The organism is Pseudomonas sp. AC463 (assembly GCF_979253585.1).
Genome location: NZ_CEEDDZ010000034.1, coordinates 24,231 through 42,729, shown reverse-complemented (window position 1 = coordinate 42,729; position 18,499 = coordinate 24,231). Strand labels below are relative to the sequence as shown.

The following is an 18,499-nucleotide window of genomic DNA, read 5'->3' as shown; positions in this document are numbered from 1 at the left end:
TTCCGTATCGAGCTGGGGGAAATCGAAGCGCGCCTGCGCGAGCAGGCCAGCGTGGGTGAAACCGTGGTGGTCGCCCAAGACAGCCCGACGGGCAAGCAACTGGTGGCCTACGTTGTACCGGCCGATGCTGCCCTGGCCAACGAAACCGAATTCCGCGAAACCCTGCGCCGCGCGCTGAAAATCAACCTGCCGGACTACATGGTGCCTGCGCACTTCATGTTCCTGGCGCAGATGCCACTGACCCCCAACGGCAAGCTCGACCGCAAGGCCCTGCCGCAGCCGGACGCCGCGCAGTCCCAGGGCGTGTTTGTCGCGCCGGTGACGGCCTTGCAACAGCAAGTCGCTGCGATTTGGGCCGAGGTGCTGGGTGCCGAACGCATCGGTCTTACCGATCACTTCTTCGAACTGGGCGGGCATTCCCTGCTGGCCATGCAAGTGATCTCCCGGGTGCGTCAATTGCTGGGGCGCGAGATCGCCCTGCGAACACTGTTCGAACAGCCGCAACTGGAAGGTTTCGTACTGGCGCTGCAAGCGTTGCAAGCCGATGAAACGCCGTTGGCACCGCCGATGCTGGCGGTGGCGCGTAATCAACCGCTGGCCTTGTCCTATGCCCAGGAACGCCAGTGGTTCCTGTGGCAACTGGAGCCTGAGAGCCCCGCCTACCACGTGCCGAACGCCTTGCGCCTGACCGGCCGGTTAGACCGCACAGCCCTGCAGCGCAGCTTCGACAGCCTGTTGGCCCGGCATGAAACCCTGCGCACGGTATTCGTCAGCGACGGCGACCGTACCGTGCAGCGCGTGCTGGCCGCGGCCACGCTGACCATCGACAGTTGCGTACTCCCTGGCCTGGCCGCAGAGCAGGTCCAGGCCCTGGTGGAAGCGGAAATTGCCCGCCCGTTCGACCTGCACCAAGGCCCGCTGCTGCGGGTCAAACTGCTGCAACTGAGTGAGCAGGAACACGTGCTGGTGCTGGTGCAGCACCATATCGTCTCGGACGGCTGGTCGATGCAGGTGATGGTCGATGAGTTGGTGCAACTGTATGCCGGTTACAGCCAGGGGCGTGACGTGCAGTTGCCGGACATGCCACTGCAATACGCCGATTACGCCCAGTGGCAGCGCGCCTGGATGGAAGCCGGTGAAAAACAGCGGCAGATGAGCTACTGGCGCGAGCTGTTGGGCGCCGATCAGCCGGTGCTTGAGTTGCCGCTGGACCATCCGCGCCCGGCCGTGCAGAGCTACCGGGGGGCGCGCCTGGAGGTGGCGCTGGAGGCCGGCGTGGTGGCCGGGCTCAAGGCCCTGGCCCAGCGCGAAGGCGTGACGTTGTTCATGTTGCTGCTGGCTTCGTTCCAGACCTTGCTGCACCGCTACAGCGGCCAGTCGGACATTCGTATCGGCGTGCCGATTGCCAACCGCAACCGCGCCGAGACCGAACGGCTGATCGGCTTCTTCGTCAACACCCAGGTGCTCAAGGCCGATATCGATGGGCAAATGACCTTTGCCCAACTGCTGCACCAGGCCAAGCGCCGCGCGCTGGAAGCCCAGGCGCATCAGGACCTGCCGTTCGAACAACTGGTGGAAGCCCTGCAGCCTGAGCGCAGCCTGAGCCACAACCCGTTGTTCCAAGTGATGTTCAACCACCAGTCCGAGCTGCGCGTACAACGTGGCGATCAGCTGCCCGGCTTGCGCCTGGAGGGGCTGGAGTCCAGCAGCCATCCTGCCCACTTCGACTTGAGCCTGGACACTCAAGCCAGCGCCGATGGCCTGTGGGCGACGTTGACCTACGCCACCGACCTGTTCACCGAAGCGACCATCGCGCGCATGGCCCGGCATTGGCAGCATCTGCTGCAGGCGGTCGCCCTGGATGCCGGCCAGCGGGTCAGTGAATTGCCGTTGTTGGCCGCGACCGAGCAGGTGCGCCTGTTGCAACAGTGGAACAGTGGCGCCGCTGCCTTCCAAAGCCCGCTCGGTGTGCACGGCCTGTTTGAACGCCAGGCAGCGCAACGCCCCGACGCGGTAGCCCTGTGCCTCGACGCGCAGTCGCTGAGCTACGCCGAGTTGAACCGCCAGGCCAACCAGCTCGCGCATTACCTGATGGGGCAGGGCGTTGGTCCGGAAGTGATGGTCGGCGTTGCGGTGGAACGCTCCTTCGCCATGGTGGTCAGCCTATTGGCGATTCTCAAGGCCGGCGGCGCCTATGTGCCGCTGGACCCGCAATACCCGCGTGAACGCCTGCTGCACATGCTCGAAGACAGCAACGTGCGGCTGGTGCTGACCCAATCCCATGTGCCCATGCCGTTGCCCCAAGGCCTGCGCAGCCTGGCGATTGACCTGGCGGCGGACGCGTTGGCCGAGTGTGCCGACGGCAACCCTCAAGTGGCGGTCGACGCGCAAAACCTCGCCTATGTCATCTACACCTCCGGCTCCACCGGCAAGCCCAAGGGCGTGGCGATCAACCACGCGGCGCTGACCGAGTTTTCCAGCATCGCCGCCGGCTACTCGCGGCTGACCCAGGACGACCGCGTCCTGCAATTTGCCACGCTGAACTTCGACGGTTTTGTCGAGCAGCTGTACCCGGCATTGACCCACGGTGCGACCGTGGTGCTGCGCGGCGCCGAGCTGTGGGACAGCGGGCGTCTGTACGGCGAGATCATCCGCCAGGGCATCACCCTGGCCGACTTGCCGACCGCCTACTGGAACCTGTTTTTACTCGACTGCCTGGCCGCAGGGCCACGCGCGTACGGCGCGTTGCGCCAGATCCATATCGGCGGCGAAGCCATGCCGCTGGACGGCCCGGCGCAGTGGCTGAAAGCCGGGCTGGGCCATGTGCGTTTGCTCAACACCTATGGCCCAACCGAAGCCACGGTGGTGTCCAGCGTGCTGGACTGCACCTCGGGCGAGGAAACCATTGGCGCCACGGCCAGCCCGATTGGCCGCTCGTTGCCCGGTCGCGCCCTGTATGTGCTGGACAATGACCTCAACCTGGCGCCGTTGGGCGCTGTTGGCGAGCTGTATATCGGCAGCCAATGCGGCCTGGCGCGGGCCTATCTGAACCGTGCGTTGCTGACCGCCGAACGGTTTGTGCCCGACCCCTTTGGCGGTGGGCGCCTGTACCGCACCGGCGACCTGGCGCGCTACCGCGCCGACGGCGTGATCGAATACGTCGGCCGTGTCGACCACCAGGTGAAAATCCGCGGCTTCCGTATCGAGCTGGGGGAAATCGAAGCACTGTTGCTGGCCCAGCCAGGCGTGCGCGAAACCCTGGTGTTGGCCGCAGACAATCAACTGGTCGCCTATTTGGTCGCGCCCGAGCAAGACGCCGAAACCCTCAAGGCCGTGCTGCGTGAGCAACTGCCGGACTACATGGTGCCTGCACACCTGATCTTCCTGGAGCGCATGCCGCTCAACCCGAATGGCAAGCTGGACCGCCAGGCCCTGCCCAAACCGGACGCCAGTGTGTCGCAACAGGTTTGGATCGCGCCGGTGACCGAGCTGGAGCAGCAAGTGGCGGCGGTGTGGGCCGACATCCTCGGCGCCGAACGCGTGGGGCTGGGCGACCACTTCTTTGAGATGGGCGGCCATTCGTTGCTGGCGATGCAGGTGATCTCTCGCCTGCGCAACCTGCTCGGCCGCGATTTGCCCTTGCGCAGTCTGTTCGAACAGCCGCGTCTGCAGGGGTTTGTCGCCAGCGTACTGGCCGATGATACGCAAGCGCTGGCCCCGCCGATCGTGGCAGTCGGGCGCGACCAGCCGTTGCGCCTGTCTTACGCCCAGGAGCGTCAATGGTTCCTCTGGCAACTGGATCCGCACAGCGCGGCTTACCATATCCCCGGCAGCTTGCGGCTCAAGGGTCGACTCGACGTTGAGGCGTTGCAACGCAGTTTCGACACCCTGGTAGCCCGCCACGAAAGCCTGCGCACCCACGTGCAGCAGGACGGGGAGCGCGCAGTGCAGGTGATTACCGCACACGCCAGCGTCGAAATCCGGCGGGTGGAGGCCGATGAAGCCAACGTGCTCGCCCAGGTCGAGGCGCAGATCACCCAGCCGTTTGACCTGCTGCAAGGCCCGCTGATGCGCGTGAGCCTGTTGCGCCTGGCCGCCGATGACCATGTACTGGTGCTGGTGCAGCACCATATCGTCTCCGATGGCTGGTCGATGCAAGTGATGGTCGACGAGTTGGTGCAACTGTATGCGGCATATAGCCAGGGTCAGGACCTGCAATTGCCGGGCATGCCGCTGCAGTACGCCGACTACGCGAGCTGGCAGCGCGACTGGATGGACGCTGGTGAGAAGCAACGTCAATTGAGCTACTGGCAGGAGTGCCTGGGCGGTGAACAGCCGGTCCTGGAGCTGCCATTGGATCATCCACGTCCGACCCTGCAAAGCCATCGCGGCGCGAGCCTGGACCTCAGCGTGCCGCCGGCGTTGCTGGCCGCGCTGCGGGCGTTGGCTCAGCAGCAGGAAGTGACGCTGTTCATGGTGCTGCTGGCGTCGTTCCAGACCCTGCTGCATCGCTACAGTGGCCAGCAGGACATCCGTGTTGGCGTGCCGATTGCCAACCGCAATCGCGAGGAAACCGAAGGGCTGATCGGCTTCTTCGTCAACACCCAGGTGCTCAAGGCCGATATCGACGGGCAACTGACCGTTGCCCAACTGCTGCAACAGGTCAAGCAGCGTGCGCTGCAAGCCCAGTCCCACCAGGACTTGCCGTTCGAGCAGTTGGTGGAAGCGTTGCACCCTGAGCGCAACCTGAGCTTCAACCCGCTGTTCCAGGTGATGTTCAACCACCAGACCGAGGCGCAGGCGCCGATGCAACACTTGCCTGGGCTGCAGGTCAGTGGCCTGGAGTGGGAAACCCGTACCGCACAGTTTGACTTGACCCTCAGCACCCAGGAATCCAGCGACGCGCTGTTTGCCTCACTGATCTACGCGACAGACCTGTTCGAGGCTGCCACCCCGGCGCGCATGGCCCGTCATTGGCTGAACCTGCTCGAGGGCATGGCCCGTGACGCGCAGCTGCGCATTGGGCAACTGCCGTTGTTGGATGCGGCTGAGCAGCACGTGCTGGTGCATGACTGGAACGCCACGGCGCAGGCCTACCCGCTGCACCGTGGTGTGCATCAGCTGTTCGAAGAGCAGGTTGTGCGCACCCCGCTGGCACAGGCCCTGGTGTTTGGCCAGGAGCGGCTGAACTACGCCGAGTTAAACCAGCGCGCCAACCGCTTGGCCCATCGTTTGATCGAGGCCGGTGTTGGGCCGGATGTGCTGGTGGGCGTGGCCGTGGAGCGCTCCGTGGAGATGGTCGTCGGCTTGATGGCCATCCTCAAGGCCGGCGGCGCCTACGTGCCGCTGGACCCGGAATACCCTCGCGAACGCCTGGCCTACATGCTTGAGGACAGCGGAGTGAAACTGCTGCTGACCCAGGCGCATTGGCTGCAACAACTGCCGATTCCGGCCGGGCTGGACTGCCTGGTACTGGGTGATTCGGGGTTTGAGGGCTACAGCGACGCCAACCCAGGCATTGCACTGGACGGGGAAAACCTCGCCTACGTGATTTACACCTCCGGTTCCACCGGCCAGCCCAAGGGCGCGGGCAACCGGCATTCGGCGCTGACCAACCGCCTGTGCTGGATGCAGGATGCCTATGGCCTGGACGCGCGCGACAGCGTGCTGCAGAAAACGCCGTTCAGCTTTGACGTGTCGGTGTGGGAGTTCTTCTGGCCCTTGATGACCGGCGCACGCCTGGTGGTCGCGGCGCCGGGTGATCATCGCGACCCGGCCAGGCTGGTGAGCCTGATCAATGCCGAGCAGATCACCACGTTGCACTTTGTGCCGTCGATGTTGCAGGCGTTCCTGCAGGACCCGGCCGTGTCCACGTGCCACAGCCTGCAGCGTATTGTGTGCAGCGGCGAGGCGTTGCCGGTGGATGCCCAGCAACAAGTGTTCGCCAAGCTGCCCGGGGCCGGCCTTTACAACTTGTACGGACCCACCGAAGCGGCCATCGACGTGACCCATTGGACCTGCGTTGATGAAGGCCGCGATACCGTGCCCATTGGCGAACCCATCGCCAACCTGCGCACCCATGTGCTGGATGCGCACTTGCAGGCGGTGCCGATCGGCGTGGCCGGCGAGCTCTACCTGGGCGGTGAAGGCCTGGCGCGCAGTTATCATCGTCGCCCGGGCCTGACCGCAGAGCGGTTTGTGCCGTGCCCGTTCCAGAACGGTGCGCGCCTGTACCGCACCGGTGACCGTGTACGTCAGCGCGCCGATGGGGTGATTGAATACCTCGGGCGCCTGGATCATCAGGTCAAGTTGCGTGGCTTGCGTATCGAACTCGGTGAAATCGAAGCGCGCTTGCTTGAGCACCCAAGGGTGCGCGAAGCTACCGTGCTGGTGGTCGATGGCAAGCAGTTGGTGGGCTATGTGGTGTTGCACGCCAGCGATGCCAACTGGCGCGCCCAGGTCAGTGCGCACTTGGCCAACCACTTGCCGGACTACATGGTCCCGGCGCAATGGGTGCTGCTGGAGCAGATGCCTCTGAGCCCCAATGGCAAGCTGGATCGCAAAGCCTTGCCTACACCTGATGTGCACGGGCAGGGGCGCGAGTTCGCGGCCCCCCAGACGGCGCTGCAACAGCAGATCGCCGGCATCTGGGCCGAGGTGCTGGGCGTGACGCGGGTGGGCCTGCATGACAACTTCTTCGAGCTGGGCGGCCATTCGTTGCTGGTGCTGATGCTCAAGGAACGCATCAATCGGGCCTGCGGCGTCACGCTGGCCGTCAACCAATTGATGCTCAATCCAACGGTTGCCGGGCAAGTCAGCTGCATTGAGGGCGATGCGCCAAGCTCATTGATCGTCAAGCTCAACAGCCAGACCGAGGGCACGCCGCTGTACCTGTTCCACCCAAGTTTTGGCTCGGTGCATTGCTACAAACCGATTGCCCTGGCGCTGCGTGAACAACGGCCGGTGCTCGGCCTGATTTGCCGGGCTCTGGTGGAAGCGGACGGCAGCGTGCCGACCTGGACGCAAATGGTCGAGGACTACACCCAACAGTTGCTCAGTGCCCAACCGCACGGCGCGTTCCGTCTGGCCGGCTGGTCGCTGGGCGGTAACCTGGCAATGGAAGTGGCTTACCTGCTGGAGCAGGCAGGGCGCACGGTGGAGTTTGTCGGCTGGATCGATGCACCGCCGCCGTTGCGGTATACCGAGTTCTGGGACCAGGCCGCCGTGGACACGGGGCCGCAGGCCAGCGCAGTGGAGCGACGCACCCAGCTGCTGGAGGTGATGTTTCCCGCGTTTGCCGAGCAGATCCAGGCGCAGTGGCAACTGGCGCTACAGGTGGCGCACGACGAGGAACAGCAGTGGCAGCACGTGGCTGACTGGGCCGACAGCACCTTGGGCGAGCGCTTCCGGGTGCTCAAGGATGAGCTGCAACATGGTGGTGAAACCGAACGTTCGTGGGCGCTCAAGCAGGTCCTAGATCAGCGTTTGCAAGACACCGACTACCGTGCAATCAAGGCGCCGATCACCTGCTGGTGGGCGGCACGCAGCGAAGCCGGCCTGCATCAGGCGTTGATCGAAAACGGCATGCGTGAGGTCATTGGCCAGGCGGGTATTGAACGTTCGGTGGTGATTGATACCACGCACCACCGGATTGTCGATAACGCCGACTTCATCAAGAGCCTGGTGGCTGCCATGGCGTAAGCGACAGGTGTAACAGACGCCCTTGATCATCATCGATGGTCAGGGGCGTTTTACTGTGTGGGCTCGCGCAGCGGGCATGAAAAAGCCCCGTATCTTGCGATACGGGGCTTTTGTTTTGGCGCCGGGTTTAGAAGTTGTAGCGGGTGGTGACCATGAAGTTGCGTGGGTCGCCAGGGTAGGCGGAGTCATAGAAACCGATGTTGGTGTAGTAGTTCTTGTCGAACACGTTGTTGACGTTGAGGCTGGCCGACAGGTTCTTGGTGATCTGGTAGCGCGCCATCAGGTCCACCAGCCAGTACGGGTCTTGGGTGAGGATTTCGGAGCGGCGCAGGCCGGAGTTGCGGATCGACTTCCAACCCTCGCTCTGCCAGCGCGCGCCACCGCCGAGGGTGAGCTTGTCCAGCGGGCCGGTGAGTTTGTAGGTGGTGTAGAGGTTGATCTGGTCTTCCGGTTCCCAGGTGGAGATTTTCACGTCATTGTCATCGCGGGCCACCTTGTGGGTGTAGCCGGCCATGAGTTGCCAGCCGGTCGCGATTTCGCCGGAGATTTCCGCTTCGTAGCCTTTGGTCTTGGACTTGGTGCCGTAGTAAGGCGAGTCGTTGATCGCGGTTGCGCCCGCCGAGGTGTCGACTTCCGGGCGGTTGGTTTCATGCACTTCGAAGTAGGCGAGGCTGGCGTTCAGGGCGCCGTTGAAGAATTCACCCTTGATGCCGACTTCGTAGTTTTTGCCTTCATCGGGCTCAAGCATCACGTCGTTGCGGTCGCGATAGTCGGTTTGTGGCTGGAAGATTTCGGTGTAGCTGGTGTAGGCGGTGAAGTTGTCGTTCAGGTCGTAGGTCAGGCCTGCGTAGGGTACGACTTTGCCGCTTTCCTTGGATTTGCTGGTGCCGGTGACCTGGTAGTTGGCCAGGCGCGCGCCGAGCAGCAGGTGCATTTCGTCGGTCAGGCTGAAGCGGCTGGTGAGGTAGCTGCCGGTCTGGCGTGTGGTCTGGTCGAGTACACGGGAAAGGGTCCAGGCGGGCTCCGGGATGTCGCCATTCCAGTTGTAGAAATCAGCGGAGTTGGTGCCGGGCGCGAATACCGCGTTGTAGCTCTTGCCATCCCATTTGCTGATCGACACGGATTGGCCCACGACCAGTTCGTGCTCGCGGCCAAACAGTTCAAACGGCCCGGAAGCATAGGCATCCAGGCTGTCGCTGGTGGTTTCGCCAACGTGTTTGCGCGCAAACAGCGAGCTCTGGTTGCCGGAGTCCTGGGACAGGGCGCCCAGCGGTGCGTGGTAGCCGTTGATCTGGTGGTTGTATTGCCCCTTGGCGACCCAGCCATTGCTGAAGTTGTGCTCCAGGGTGGCGAATGCCGTGCGGGTGTACTGCGCCCATGAGCCCCAGTTCGGGCCGTTGTTGAACGAGCGTGGCAGGTCCAGCTCTTTACCCTCGGCATCGAAGATCATGCGGCTGCCGGTCCAGCTGGAGCCTTTCGGGTCGCTGTCCTGATAGTCGGCGCCGACGCTCAGCAGGGTGTCTTCGTCCAGGTCGGCCTCGAGAATCCCGTAGAACACGCTGGTCTTGCGCGAGTAGTGGTCAAGGAACGAGTGCTTGTCATTGTAGGCAGCGACGGCGCGGCCACGGATGTTGCCGGTTTCGGTCAGCGGGCCGCTCACGTCGATTTGTGAACGATAATTGTCCCAGGAACCGGCACCCAGCTCGATGCTGCCCTGGAAGTCGGCCGTCGGCTTCTTGCGGATCAGGTTGAGGGTGCCGCCCACGCCACCGGCGCCGGTGAGCAGGCCAGTGGCGCCCTTGAGAACTTCGACGCGGTCGTAGAGGGCCATGTCGGTGAGGGTCTGGCCGGCGGAATACTGGGCGTCACGCAGGGTCGGAATACCATCGTACTGGAAGGTGTTGATGGAGAAGCCGCGCGAATAGTAGTTGGTCCGTTCGCTGTCATAGGTCGACACGGTGATGCCGGGGGTGTGGCGCATCACGTCGTCGATGGAGGTGAGGGCGAAATCGTCCATGGCCTGGCGCGTGACCACCGAGATCGACTGCGGGGTCTCCCGTGGGGTCAGCACCAGACGCGTGGCGGTGGCGATGGTGCCCGGGGTGTAGGAACCGGTGCCTTCGGTCACGGTGCCCAACTGGTTGGCGGTGACCTGGGTCGCGCCCAGTTCCAGGCCGGAAGCGGCATGGCGGCTGATGCTGATGGTGCTGCCTTGCAGGCCGTAGCCGATGCCCGTGCCTTTGAGCAGGGTGGTGATGGCACGGTCCGGGTCGAGCTTGCCCTTGACCGCGTTGCTGCGCTTACCTTCCACATCGGTGGGGCTGTACAGCACTTGCAGGTTGGTCTGGCGACCAAACTCCTGCAGTGCGCTGCCCAGGGATTGGGCCGGAACGTCGATCTCGAGTTCCTGTGCCTGCACATAGCCGGCAATCGGCAGCGACACGGCCAGGGCCAGCGCGCTCGGCAACAGGTTGAAATTCAGGGCCCGTCGCATCGTTAGCGCTTTACTCAGGGGGCTCAGACCGAGTCGTACTGACATGAATGATTTCTCTTCTATGTTTTAGTGGGCAGATTATAAGTATTTATTGATTCTGGTTCTCATTACCACTAGTGAGACGTTCCTACTTGGAGAAACCGGAAAAAATAATTCACGCCGGCTCCAGTTCATGCACCATTTGGCCGGCGCGCAGGCGCACCAGCTGGTCGGCGATATCGAAATAGCGGTCGTCATGGCTGATCACGATGATGGTTTTGCCCAGGCGCTTGAGGTCGGGCAGCAGCTCGGTGTAGAACACGCGGCGGAAGGCCGGGTCCTGGTCGGCAGCCCATTCGTCGAACACCAGCACCGGGCGTTCTTCGAGCCAGGCATTGACCAGCGCCAGGCGCTTGCGCTGGCCGGTGGAGAGGTCGGTGGTGCTGAATACGCCATCCTTGACGCTGACCTTGTGCGCGATTTCCAGGCGCTCCAGGTACTTGGCGGCGCTGTCCAGGGACTGGGTGGCGCTGCCCTGCACCAGGTCGTCGAACAGGTAGTAGTCGGCGAACACGGTGGTGAACAACTGGCGATAGTCATCGCGCATGGCGTCGGTCACCGCGTCGCCGTTCAGGCGGATTTCCCCTGCCTGGGGTTGATAAAGCCCCAGCAGCAGTTTGATCAGCGTGGTTTTGCCGCAGCCGTTCTCGCCAACGATAAAGACGATATCGCCCTGCTTGATGCTCAGATTGATCGGCCCCAGATGGAACGGCTGGCTGCCTTCCACTGGCGGCGGGCTGTAGCTCACGCCACGCAATTCCAGGCTGTTGACCAGCGGCGTCGGCGCTTCGCTGCCATCCATCAGCAGGTGCGGCTCGGGGGACGAGAAACGGTCGGACAATTCGCTGATGCGCGCAAACGCGATGCGTGCCTTGCCGATGATCGGCAGGTAACCCACCACGTGTTCCAGCGGGCCTTTCATGTACAGCAGCACCAGCACGAAGCCGGTGATCACCGCCGGATCCGGGTTCGGGTTATAGGCCTGCATCGCCAGGGCCAGGCCGATGACCACAAAGAACAGCATCGAACCGAAGGTCTTGGCCACGATGTAGATGTTCACCGAGCGCACCTGGATATCGCTGATGCGGTCAGCGGTTTCCTGGATGCGGTGGGTGTTCATGCGGTAGCGACGTGGCCGGTGGATGCGCAATTCCTTGGCGCCCGAGGCAATCGCCGAATAGTAGCGTTGCAGTTCGTCTTCCTGGTCGCGGGCCTCGTCGAAGCCCCGGATGCCCTTGGCACCGGCGATGAACTGCACGCTGCTGCCGATGATGATGGCGACGACCATCATCAGGAACATCGGCACTGACAGGTACGCCAGGTAGCCCAGGCAGCCGAGGGTCACCGTGGTGGCGATGGCCAGGGGGGTAAAGGCAAAGGAGAAATCGCTGATGGTGTCGACGTCATGGGTCAGCACCGGGATCAGGCGGTGGGAGCGGTACTGTTCGATCTGCTCGATAGGCGCCGACAGCACCTTTTCACCCAGTTCCTTGCGCAACGCGGCAATGATTCGCTGGCCCACGTAGTTGGTGCCGATATCGGAAACGATCGAACTGGTCAGCGCCAGCAGGCACAGGGCGGCAAAGGTCAGGATTACCCCCTGGGTCATGCCGGTGGTGGAGTGCAGGGCAGTATTGATAGTCGCCAGCAGCAACGTGATGGCCAGGCCGCCGGCCATGCCCAGGGTGACGGAAACGATCACGAGGGTGCGAAAGGGCCTGAGCAGTGCGAGCAAACCGTTGAAGGCGCCGCGCTTGGGGTCGGTCATAAGTACTTCCCGGAAAGTGAATAGAGGGGGCTGGGCACACAGACCCTTACCCATGACAAACGAAAGATTGGCGCGACTATTTAGCTCGGCGTGCCCGGCGGTGGCGTCGGCGGATAAATTGCCCGGGGGCTGGTTCGTTCTTGTTGGGTAGGCGCACGCGTATTGGCGCGTGCCGGATCTATCCAGCGAGAGCGAAACAATGACGAAAAAGAATCTGGTGTACGTGTGGTCGCTGCGCAACGCGGCCGCCGACAAGGCCGGGCAGCCGGTGGCCTACAAGGACCACGAGCGCTACATGAAATCGGTGCTGGAGTTTCTGGTGGGGTCGCTCAACGACACGCCGCTGGGCCAGGCCTACAACCTGGTGGGCGTGGTGTATGACGATGACGAGCAGAACCCGCGTGACCAAGCGCTGGTGGCCGACTATGGTTTTGCCTACCAGCCCGGCCGCCAGTGGCTGTACCCGGCCGACCTGCGGGTGCAGGGCAATCTGGTCAATGATTTGCTGTTGAGCGTGCCGTCCTCCTACCGGCGCCTGCCACGGGGCAGCGCGGAACATATCGCCGGCAAGCAGGATTTCGAGCGCCGCCTGCATGACACGCTGGTGGAACTGAAGGCCGATATCGTGGTGCTGGACGGCTTGCTGGTGATCCTCGATGAGCTGGTACGCCCGGGCGCGCCGTTTGCCCGGCGGATCATGAATATTCACCCGGGCATTACCCGCATCGAATCGCCGTATGAGCGTCGCGGCGCTTATGCCACCTGGAACGCGTTGTACGGTGCGCGTGGGCAAACCGTGGTGGACTGGGCAACCAAGGCCACCACGCCGTCGGAGCCGCTGTACCTCACCGGCGCATCGTTCCATTACGTGGACAACGGCATCGACTCCGGGGAAGTGTTCCACGACGTGCTCAAGACCGAGATCTCGCCTGAAGACACCATCCTTGAGTTGCGCTGGAACAACTTCAACAACAGCCTGTTTCCGGCGTTGCATGAAGGGTTGGAACTGTTGGCGCGCAAAGGCTGAACCCGGTCTTCCTGATGTATGAGGTTTAAATGTGAGAGGGGGCAAGCCCCCTCCCACATTAAATCCCGCCAGCCTTAAAGGTCGCGCACTACCCTGAAACCAATCCAGTCCCCACGCGTCTGCGGGTAGATGTTGTTGCGGTTGCCCGAGCGTGAGAACACCGGTGCCTCGCCCCAGTCGTTGCCGCGAATGATGTAGGCCTCGCACTGCTGTTCCGTCCAGGCGCTGCCATCGGCAGGCGCGCCGTTGTAGTCGGTGTGATAACAGTCGGCAACCCGCTCGTACACGTTGCCATGCATGTCATACATGCCAAAAGCATTCGGCGCGTAGCTGCCCACCGGCGAGGAATAGCTGTACCCGTCCGCGGGCCCGTAGGTGTTGGCGTGCTCGGCGATGCTGTAGCCCTTGCCCGCGTCGAACGGGAAGGGGAACGGCCCGGTGGAGCCTGCGCGCGCGGCGTATTCACGCTGGGCTTCGCTGACCATGTGGTACTGCTGGCCGGTCTTTTTCGACAGCCAGGCCACGTAGTTCTTGATGTCGTCCATGTCCATGCACACCGCCGGCTGGCGCGGGCCCTGGGGGTAGCGCGGCTTGCTGGCGATGCATTCGCGGCCGGGGCGGGTGTCGCCGTCGGCGATTTTTACACCGGTCTGGCGGATATAGCTGTCCCACTCGCCGGCGGTGATGTGGAAGCGGCTCATGGCGAAGGGTTTGGCGAAGGTCACGGCATGCATCGGGCCTTCGTCCGGCTCGCGGCCGACTTCATCGTCGGGTGTGCCCATGGTGAAGGTGCCGGCGGGCAGCACCACCATTTCCGGGCAGTCCTTGCAGTCCTTGAACACTTTGCCGGGTTGCGGTGCGGCGGCCTGGGCCAGGTTGGGCAGCAGCGCCGCGCACAGAGCGGTCAGGGCCAGGGCCGTGAGGGGTTTGAGTCGGGATGGATTCATGTGGGCATCTCGTTCAAAGGAAAAAGGGGCGTCACAACCGCTGGCTCAGCAGGGTCATGAAGCGCTGGATCTCGTCGGAGTTGTTGAGCAGGCCGGGGGCGGTGCGGATCACCGGGCCGACGTCGCGGTCCACGGCGTCGATGACCACGCGGTTTTGCATCATGTAGGCGGCCACCGCATCGCTCTCCTGGCCCTTGACCCGAAAGAACGTAAAGCCGGCCGACAGCTCCGGGCTGCGCGGGGTCACCAGTTCGATTTGCGGATGGGCCAGCAGTTGGTCTTTCAGCTCGGTATTGAGCGCGTGGATACGCGCCTGGACCTGCGCCTTGCCCAGTTGCAGGTGCAGCTTGAAGGCCTCGTCCGCCGCCCAGCGATGCTCGAAGGCGTGATAGCCGCCGGGGGTCATGATGGTGGCGAAGTCCTTGTCCTCGGAGAAGGTCGGCACCATCGGCGTGACGTATCTGTTTTGCGCGTCGCGGGCGCATACCAGCCCGGTGCCGCGTGGGCCGAACATCCACTTGTGGGTGCCGGCAATGAAAAAATCGCAATGCATGTCCGGGAAGTCGAGGTTTTCCACGCCGAAGCCATGCACGCCGTCCACCACATACAGGATGCGGTCCTTATCGTCGCGGTTGCGGTTGTGTTCCTCGACCAGCTTGCCGATTTCGCCGATCGGCAGCTTCACGCCGCTGCCGGACTGTACCCAGGTCATGCCCAGTACGCGGGTGTTGGGGCGGATGGCGCGCTGGATATTGCCCAGTACCTCGTCGGCGGACACCTGGCTGGACCGCTCGAAGAGTTTGATCCGACGTACCTGGGTGCCTTCCTTGAGTACGCGAAAATCCAGCACGTTCTGGGTGGCGTAATGCTCATGAACCGTGGTGAGGATTTCCTGCTCGGGCCGCACCTTGATCCCGCCGTAGATCATTGCCAAGCCTTCGGAGGTGCTGCCGGTAAGGGCGATCTGCGCGGGCGTAGCGTTCAGGTAGCGCCCGGCCCATTCGCGCACCTGGCCTTCGCGTTTCCAGGTTTCCTGCAGGTCCCAGTCCATGGCCAGGCCCGGGTTGCGATCGATCTGCGCGCGGTAACGCTCAATCGCCTCGCGCACAGGCTGTGGGTGCGAGGCCACTAGGAAGTTGGAAAAGTGCAGGTAGCTCGGGTCCTGGTTGAACAGTTGCTTGAATCCCGTCCATGGGGTGTCTGTCGCGTTGGCAGCCATTGCCTGGGGGAGCAGGGCGGCGCCCAATGGCAGGCTGGCGGCAAATACCCCGGCCTGCTTGAGAAAGGTACGGCGGTCGGTCATGGACTGGCTTCTGGTTGATTAGCGGTTGGCCAAGGGTTTGGCGGCTTTTTGTACCTGGTCCCACACCCGCAGGAAGTTGCCGCCCCACAGCTTGGCGATATCAGCCTCGGAATAACCACGCTGGATCAGCTCGGCGGTGACGTTGCGCACCTCGCCGACGTTCTCCCAGCCCTCGATCCCGCCGCCGTCGTTGAAGTCCGAGGAAATGCCGACATGATCGATGCCGATCTTGCGCACGGTGTAGTCGATGGCGTCGCCCAGGTCCTTGAGCGTGGCCTTGGGTTCTTCATCGAGAATCGCGTACAGCGCACTGGCGTACTCGCCGAACCGCTGTTCGGGCCAGGCGGCGATGATCGCGTCGCCCGGCATCAAGGCCATGGCCAGGTTGGGCAGGGGCGGCAGGTTGAAGCGGGCGCGCAGGGTGTTGAGCTTGTCCTGGGTCGGTTGGCTCAGCGGGCGCAGGTAGGCGGAGAAGCCCACGACCTGCACCACGCCGCCGCTGTGCTTGATCAGCTGCAGCTCCTTGTCGCTGAGGTTGCGCGGGATATCCACCGCCGCACGCGGCGCCGAGTGCGACGCCACCATCGGCGTGCGGCTCAACTGCGCGACCTGCTCCAGGGCCTTGGTCGACATCTGCGACACATCGATGATCACCCCCAGGTCATTGAGGCGGTGCACCGCTTGCTTGCCGATGTCCGACAGGCCGTCGAGGGCGTCCACTGAATCATTGAAAAACGGCAGCGGGCGCGACGAGTCCGACCAGGCGTTATTGCCGATATAGCTGAAGCCGAACATGCGCATGCCGCGTGCGGCCCACAGGTCCAGCTGGTTGAGGTCGTTGCCCAGCGGGTAGGCGTTGAGCATGCTCATGAAGATCGCAAATTTGCCCTCGCCATGCAGGCGCCGGAAGTCGTCCGGGGTGTAGGCGATGGCGACCTGGTTGGGGTAGTCGCGCACCATGGCGCTGATGATCTTGTAGCGCACTTCCTGTTCATGGCGTGCGGCTTCGACAAAACCCTCGGTGGGTTTATGCGGCGCGTTGGGGCCGTTCCAGATTTCCGGCCAGCCGAAAATCGTCAGGGCTGCACCCGACAGGCGCCCACGGGCGGCCTTGGCCAGGTCGAACTGGCCGCTGCCGTCCTTGTCGGCCTCATTGCCGGCCGTGCCGAAATCCACCGGCACGGTGATATGGCTGTCGAACGACAGCAGGCGGTCCTGCATTTCATTGGCCTGCTTGATCACCTCCAGCGGGTAGCCGGCATTGCCCTTGAACCAGTGATCCCAGACCAGGAAACCGGCCCCGGCACCGATGGCCAGTGCCAGTGGCAAGCCGATATACAGCGCCTTTTTCGAACGTGGTTTTGTCATTGCCATCTCAGTCAGTTGAGGCCTTCGCTATCAGGGAAGAACGAGTGATGGGCGGGGAAATTTAGGCTGCACGGGCAGCGCGGTAAATTTCCCCGGGCTGCAAACGTTCTAGCTCTGATAAAGCCGTTTCCTAAGGTAGACAATGACCATCTCTCGACGTGGGTTCATCGCAGGCCTGGCGCTCACCGGTGCTGCTGTGCCGGCGGCCTTTTATGCCCATCGCGAGTTGACGCGCGAAGAATTTCCCATTACTCCCGGCGAAGCCACGGTGGACCTGGCCGATACGGCCGGCCAACAGCTGGCGAACGCCCTGCGCGGGGTCTGGAGCCTGCGCCTGGAAGGTCGCGATGCCGGCCTCAAGGGCCTGCCGCTGCAAGGCCTGGAGCTGCTGCTCGACATCGCCCCCCGTGGCCGAGGCTTGCGCGGTTACCTGGACACCGCTGACAACCTGCGCGCCGAGGGCGAACCCCGTTACCGCGTGCTTGGCGATCTGTTGACGGGGGCGAGTGACTTGCTCTACTGGCGCGTGATCGACCGCGACAGCGCCGACGGCAGCCCCGCGTACGAATTCAAGATGACCCTCGACGAAGTCTGGGGCGCGTTCGCCAACGCCGGCAGCAGCACCCTCAGCGGGCAGGTCCTCGACCTGGATCGGCCCCTGGCCCGTATCGAGCGTGACAGCCGCTTCATTGCCCACAAGCAGTGGTTTCCCGAGGCGCGCGAACGCATCGGCCTCAACCCGACCCTGCTGGCCTGGTTGATCGCCCCCGAGCACCGCCTGTTTCACCAACTGTGGCACGCCACCCGTGACCAGTGGCACAAACTCTCCGAGGACAAACGCGACGCCCTGCGCGGCATCGGCTGGCAACCCGGCCCGCGTGGCAAGGAGCGGGATGCGCGGGGAAAACTCAAGGACCGTAACGGCTCGGGTATCGATTTCTTTTTCATGCACCGGCATATGCTCGGCGCCGCGCGGGCCATGCAGGATCTGCCCTCATGGCCGCAATTTCCCGAACCGCAACCGCCGCTGGAGCGTGATCGACTGGGTTTTGTGCGGTATTTCGATAACCACGACGGCTTTGCGCTGCCGCCGACCTGGTCGGCGCCGGATGACAGCGACTACACGCAATGGGTCAGCGACATCAAGGCTGCCGAGACGTACCACAGCAACTTCCAGGTCTGGGAGTCGCAGTACCGCGACCCGCGTTATTTGTCCAGGTTGACGCTGGGGCAGTTGGGTTCCGAGATGGAACTGGGCCTGCATGACTGGCTGCATATGCGCTGGGCCTCGGTGCCCCGCGACCCGTCCAACGGTGCGCCGGTGCCCTTCGCGCGCGACCCGGCGGACTTTGCGCCGCGTTGGTATGCGCCAGAGAACGACTTCCTCGGCGATCCGTTTTCGTCGCATGTGAACCCGGTGTTCTGGCACTTTCATGGGTGGATCGATGACCGGATTGAGGATTGGTTTCGCGCCCATGAGCGGTTCAGTCCGGGTGAGGTCCGCCGGCTGGAGGTCAACGGCGTGGCGTGGTTTGCGCCGGGGCGTTGGGTGGAAGTGGGCGATCCGTGGCTGGGGCCGGATACCCATGGGTGCAGCACCACGCCGGGGTTGCAGATGGGCAAGTCGATGGAGATGGACCCGGAGACGATGAAGCTGGCGTTGCGCATTACCTTTGGGGCAGATGAGGAGGTGTTGGCGGGGTTGTTTAGGCGGGTGCCGAGGCGGCCTTGGTATGCACGGCATTTGAAGGTTGTGGCGCGGTAGCGGTTCGCTGGGTACATCTCGTTCCTTCGTGCGGCCAGCGTGTTTAAAAGCCAAAGCGCGGCGGCCTTAGAACGGACCGATTTTTCA

At 63.4% G+C, this 18,499-nt stretch carries 8 protein-coding genes; 3 read left to right on the top strand and 5 right to left on the bottom strand.

The features are described from left to right. Positions 1-7,701, top strand: a 7,701-nt coding sequence (locus tag AC0IYH_RS28145; protein ID WP_471837292.1) for an amino acid adenylation domain-containing protein, incomplete at its 5' end; no start/stop codon positions are given. A 127-nt stretch (positions 7,702-7,828) separates the two neighbouring features. Here the strand turns inward: AC0IYH_RS28145 and AC0IYH_RS28140 are convergent. After that, positions 7,829-10,195: a TonB-dependent siderophore receptor gene (locus AC0IYH_RS28140; RefSeq protein WP_122773758.1), complete on the bottom strand. Its 2,367-nt coding sequence runs from the start codon at positions 10,193-10,195 to the stop codon at positions 7,829-7,831. A gap of 154 nt (positions 10,196-10,349) precedes the next feature. Then, entirely contained in the window at positions 10,350-12,002 is a 1,653-nt protein-coding gene (locus tag AC0IYH_RS28135) for a cyclic peptide export ABC transporter (protein ID WP_471837291.1), read from the bottom strand. A gap of 199 nt (positions 12,003-12,201) precedes the next feature. Here AC0IYH_RS28135 and AC0IYH_RS28130 point away from each other — a divergent pair, with 199 nt between their 5' ends. After that, complete coding sequence (locus AC0IYH_RS28130) at positions 12,202-13,029, top strand: N(5)-hydroxyornithine transformylase PvdF (protein WP_471837289.1); 828 nt, start codon at positions 12,202-12,204, stop codon at positions 13,027-13,029. A 74-nt stretch (positions 13,030-13,103) separates the two neighbouring features. On the opposite strand, the gene pvdO is transcribed toward AC0IYH_RS28130, so the two are convergent. Genes pvdO through pvdM form a run of 3 tightly spaced genes read right to left on the bottom strand, consistent with a single transcriptional unit; the run spans position 13,104 to position 16,647 of the window. After that, complete coding sequence (gene pvdO, locus AC0IYH_RS28125; protein ID WP_471837287.1) at positions 13,104-13,976, bottom strand: dihydropyoverdine dehydrogenase; 873 nt, start codon at positions 13,974-13,976, stop codon at positions 13,104-13,106. A gap of 31 nt (positions 13,977-14,007) precedes the next feature. Continuing rightward, positions 14,008-15,279 (bottom strand): pyoverdine-tailoring periplasmic protein PvdN, encoded by a 1,272-nt coding sequence (gene pvdN / locus AC0IYH_RS28120; protein ID WP_471837285.1) that lies wholly within the window; start codon positions 15,277-15,279, stop codon positions 14,008-14,010. 18 nt (positions 15,280-15,297) lie between these two features. Next, a complete protein-coding gene (gene pvdM / locus AC0IYH_RS28115; protein ID WP_116630451.1) occupies positions 15,298-16,647 on the bottom strand; it encodes a pyoverdine-tailoring dipeptidase-like protein PvdM in 1,350 nt (449 codons plus the stop codon). A 142-nt stretch (positions 16,648-16,789) separates the two neighbouring features. On the opposite strand from pvdM, the gene pvdP reads away from it, so the two are divergent. Then, positions 16,790-18,412, top strand: a complete 1,623-nt coding sequence (gene pvdP / locus AC0IYH_RS28110; protein WP_471837283.1) for a pyoverdine maturation tyrosinase PvdP — start codon at positions 16,790-16,792, stop codon at positions 18,410-18,412. Positions 18,413-18,499: the final 87 nt, after the last annotated feature.

Excerpts from the sequence above, each read along its gene's own strand:
- pvdP (WP_471837283.1), top strand. The coding sequence starts at position 16,790 with ATGACCATCTCTCGACGTGGGTTCATCGCAGGCCTGGCGCTCACCGGT.
- AC0IYH_RS28140 (WP_122773758.1), bottom strand. The coding sequence starts at position 10,195 with ATGCGACGGGCCCTGAATTTCAACCTGTTGCCGAGCGCGCTGGCCCTG.
- AC0IYH_RS28135 (WP_471837291.1), bottom strand. The coding sequence starts at position 12,002 with ATGACCGACCCCAAGCGCGGCGCCTTCAACGGTTTGCTCGCACTGCTC.
- AC0IYH_RS28130 (WP_471837289.1), top strand. The coding sequence starts at position 12,202 with ATGACGAAAAAGAATCTGGTGTACGTGTGGTCGCTGCGCAACGCGGCC.
- pvdN (WP_471837285.1), bottom strand. The coding sequence starts at position 15,279 with ATGACCGACCGCCGTACCTTTCTCAAGCAGGCCGGGGTATTTGCCGCC.
- pvdO (WP_471837287.1), bottom strand. The coding sequence starts at position 13,976 with ATGAATCCATCCCGACTCAAACCCCTCACGGCCCTGGCCCTGACCGCT.
- pvdM (WP_116630451.1), bottom strand. The coding sequence starts at position 16,647 with ATGACAAAACCACGTTCGAAAAAGGCGCTGTATATCGGCTTGCCACTG.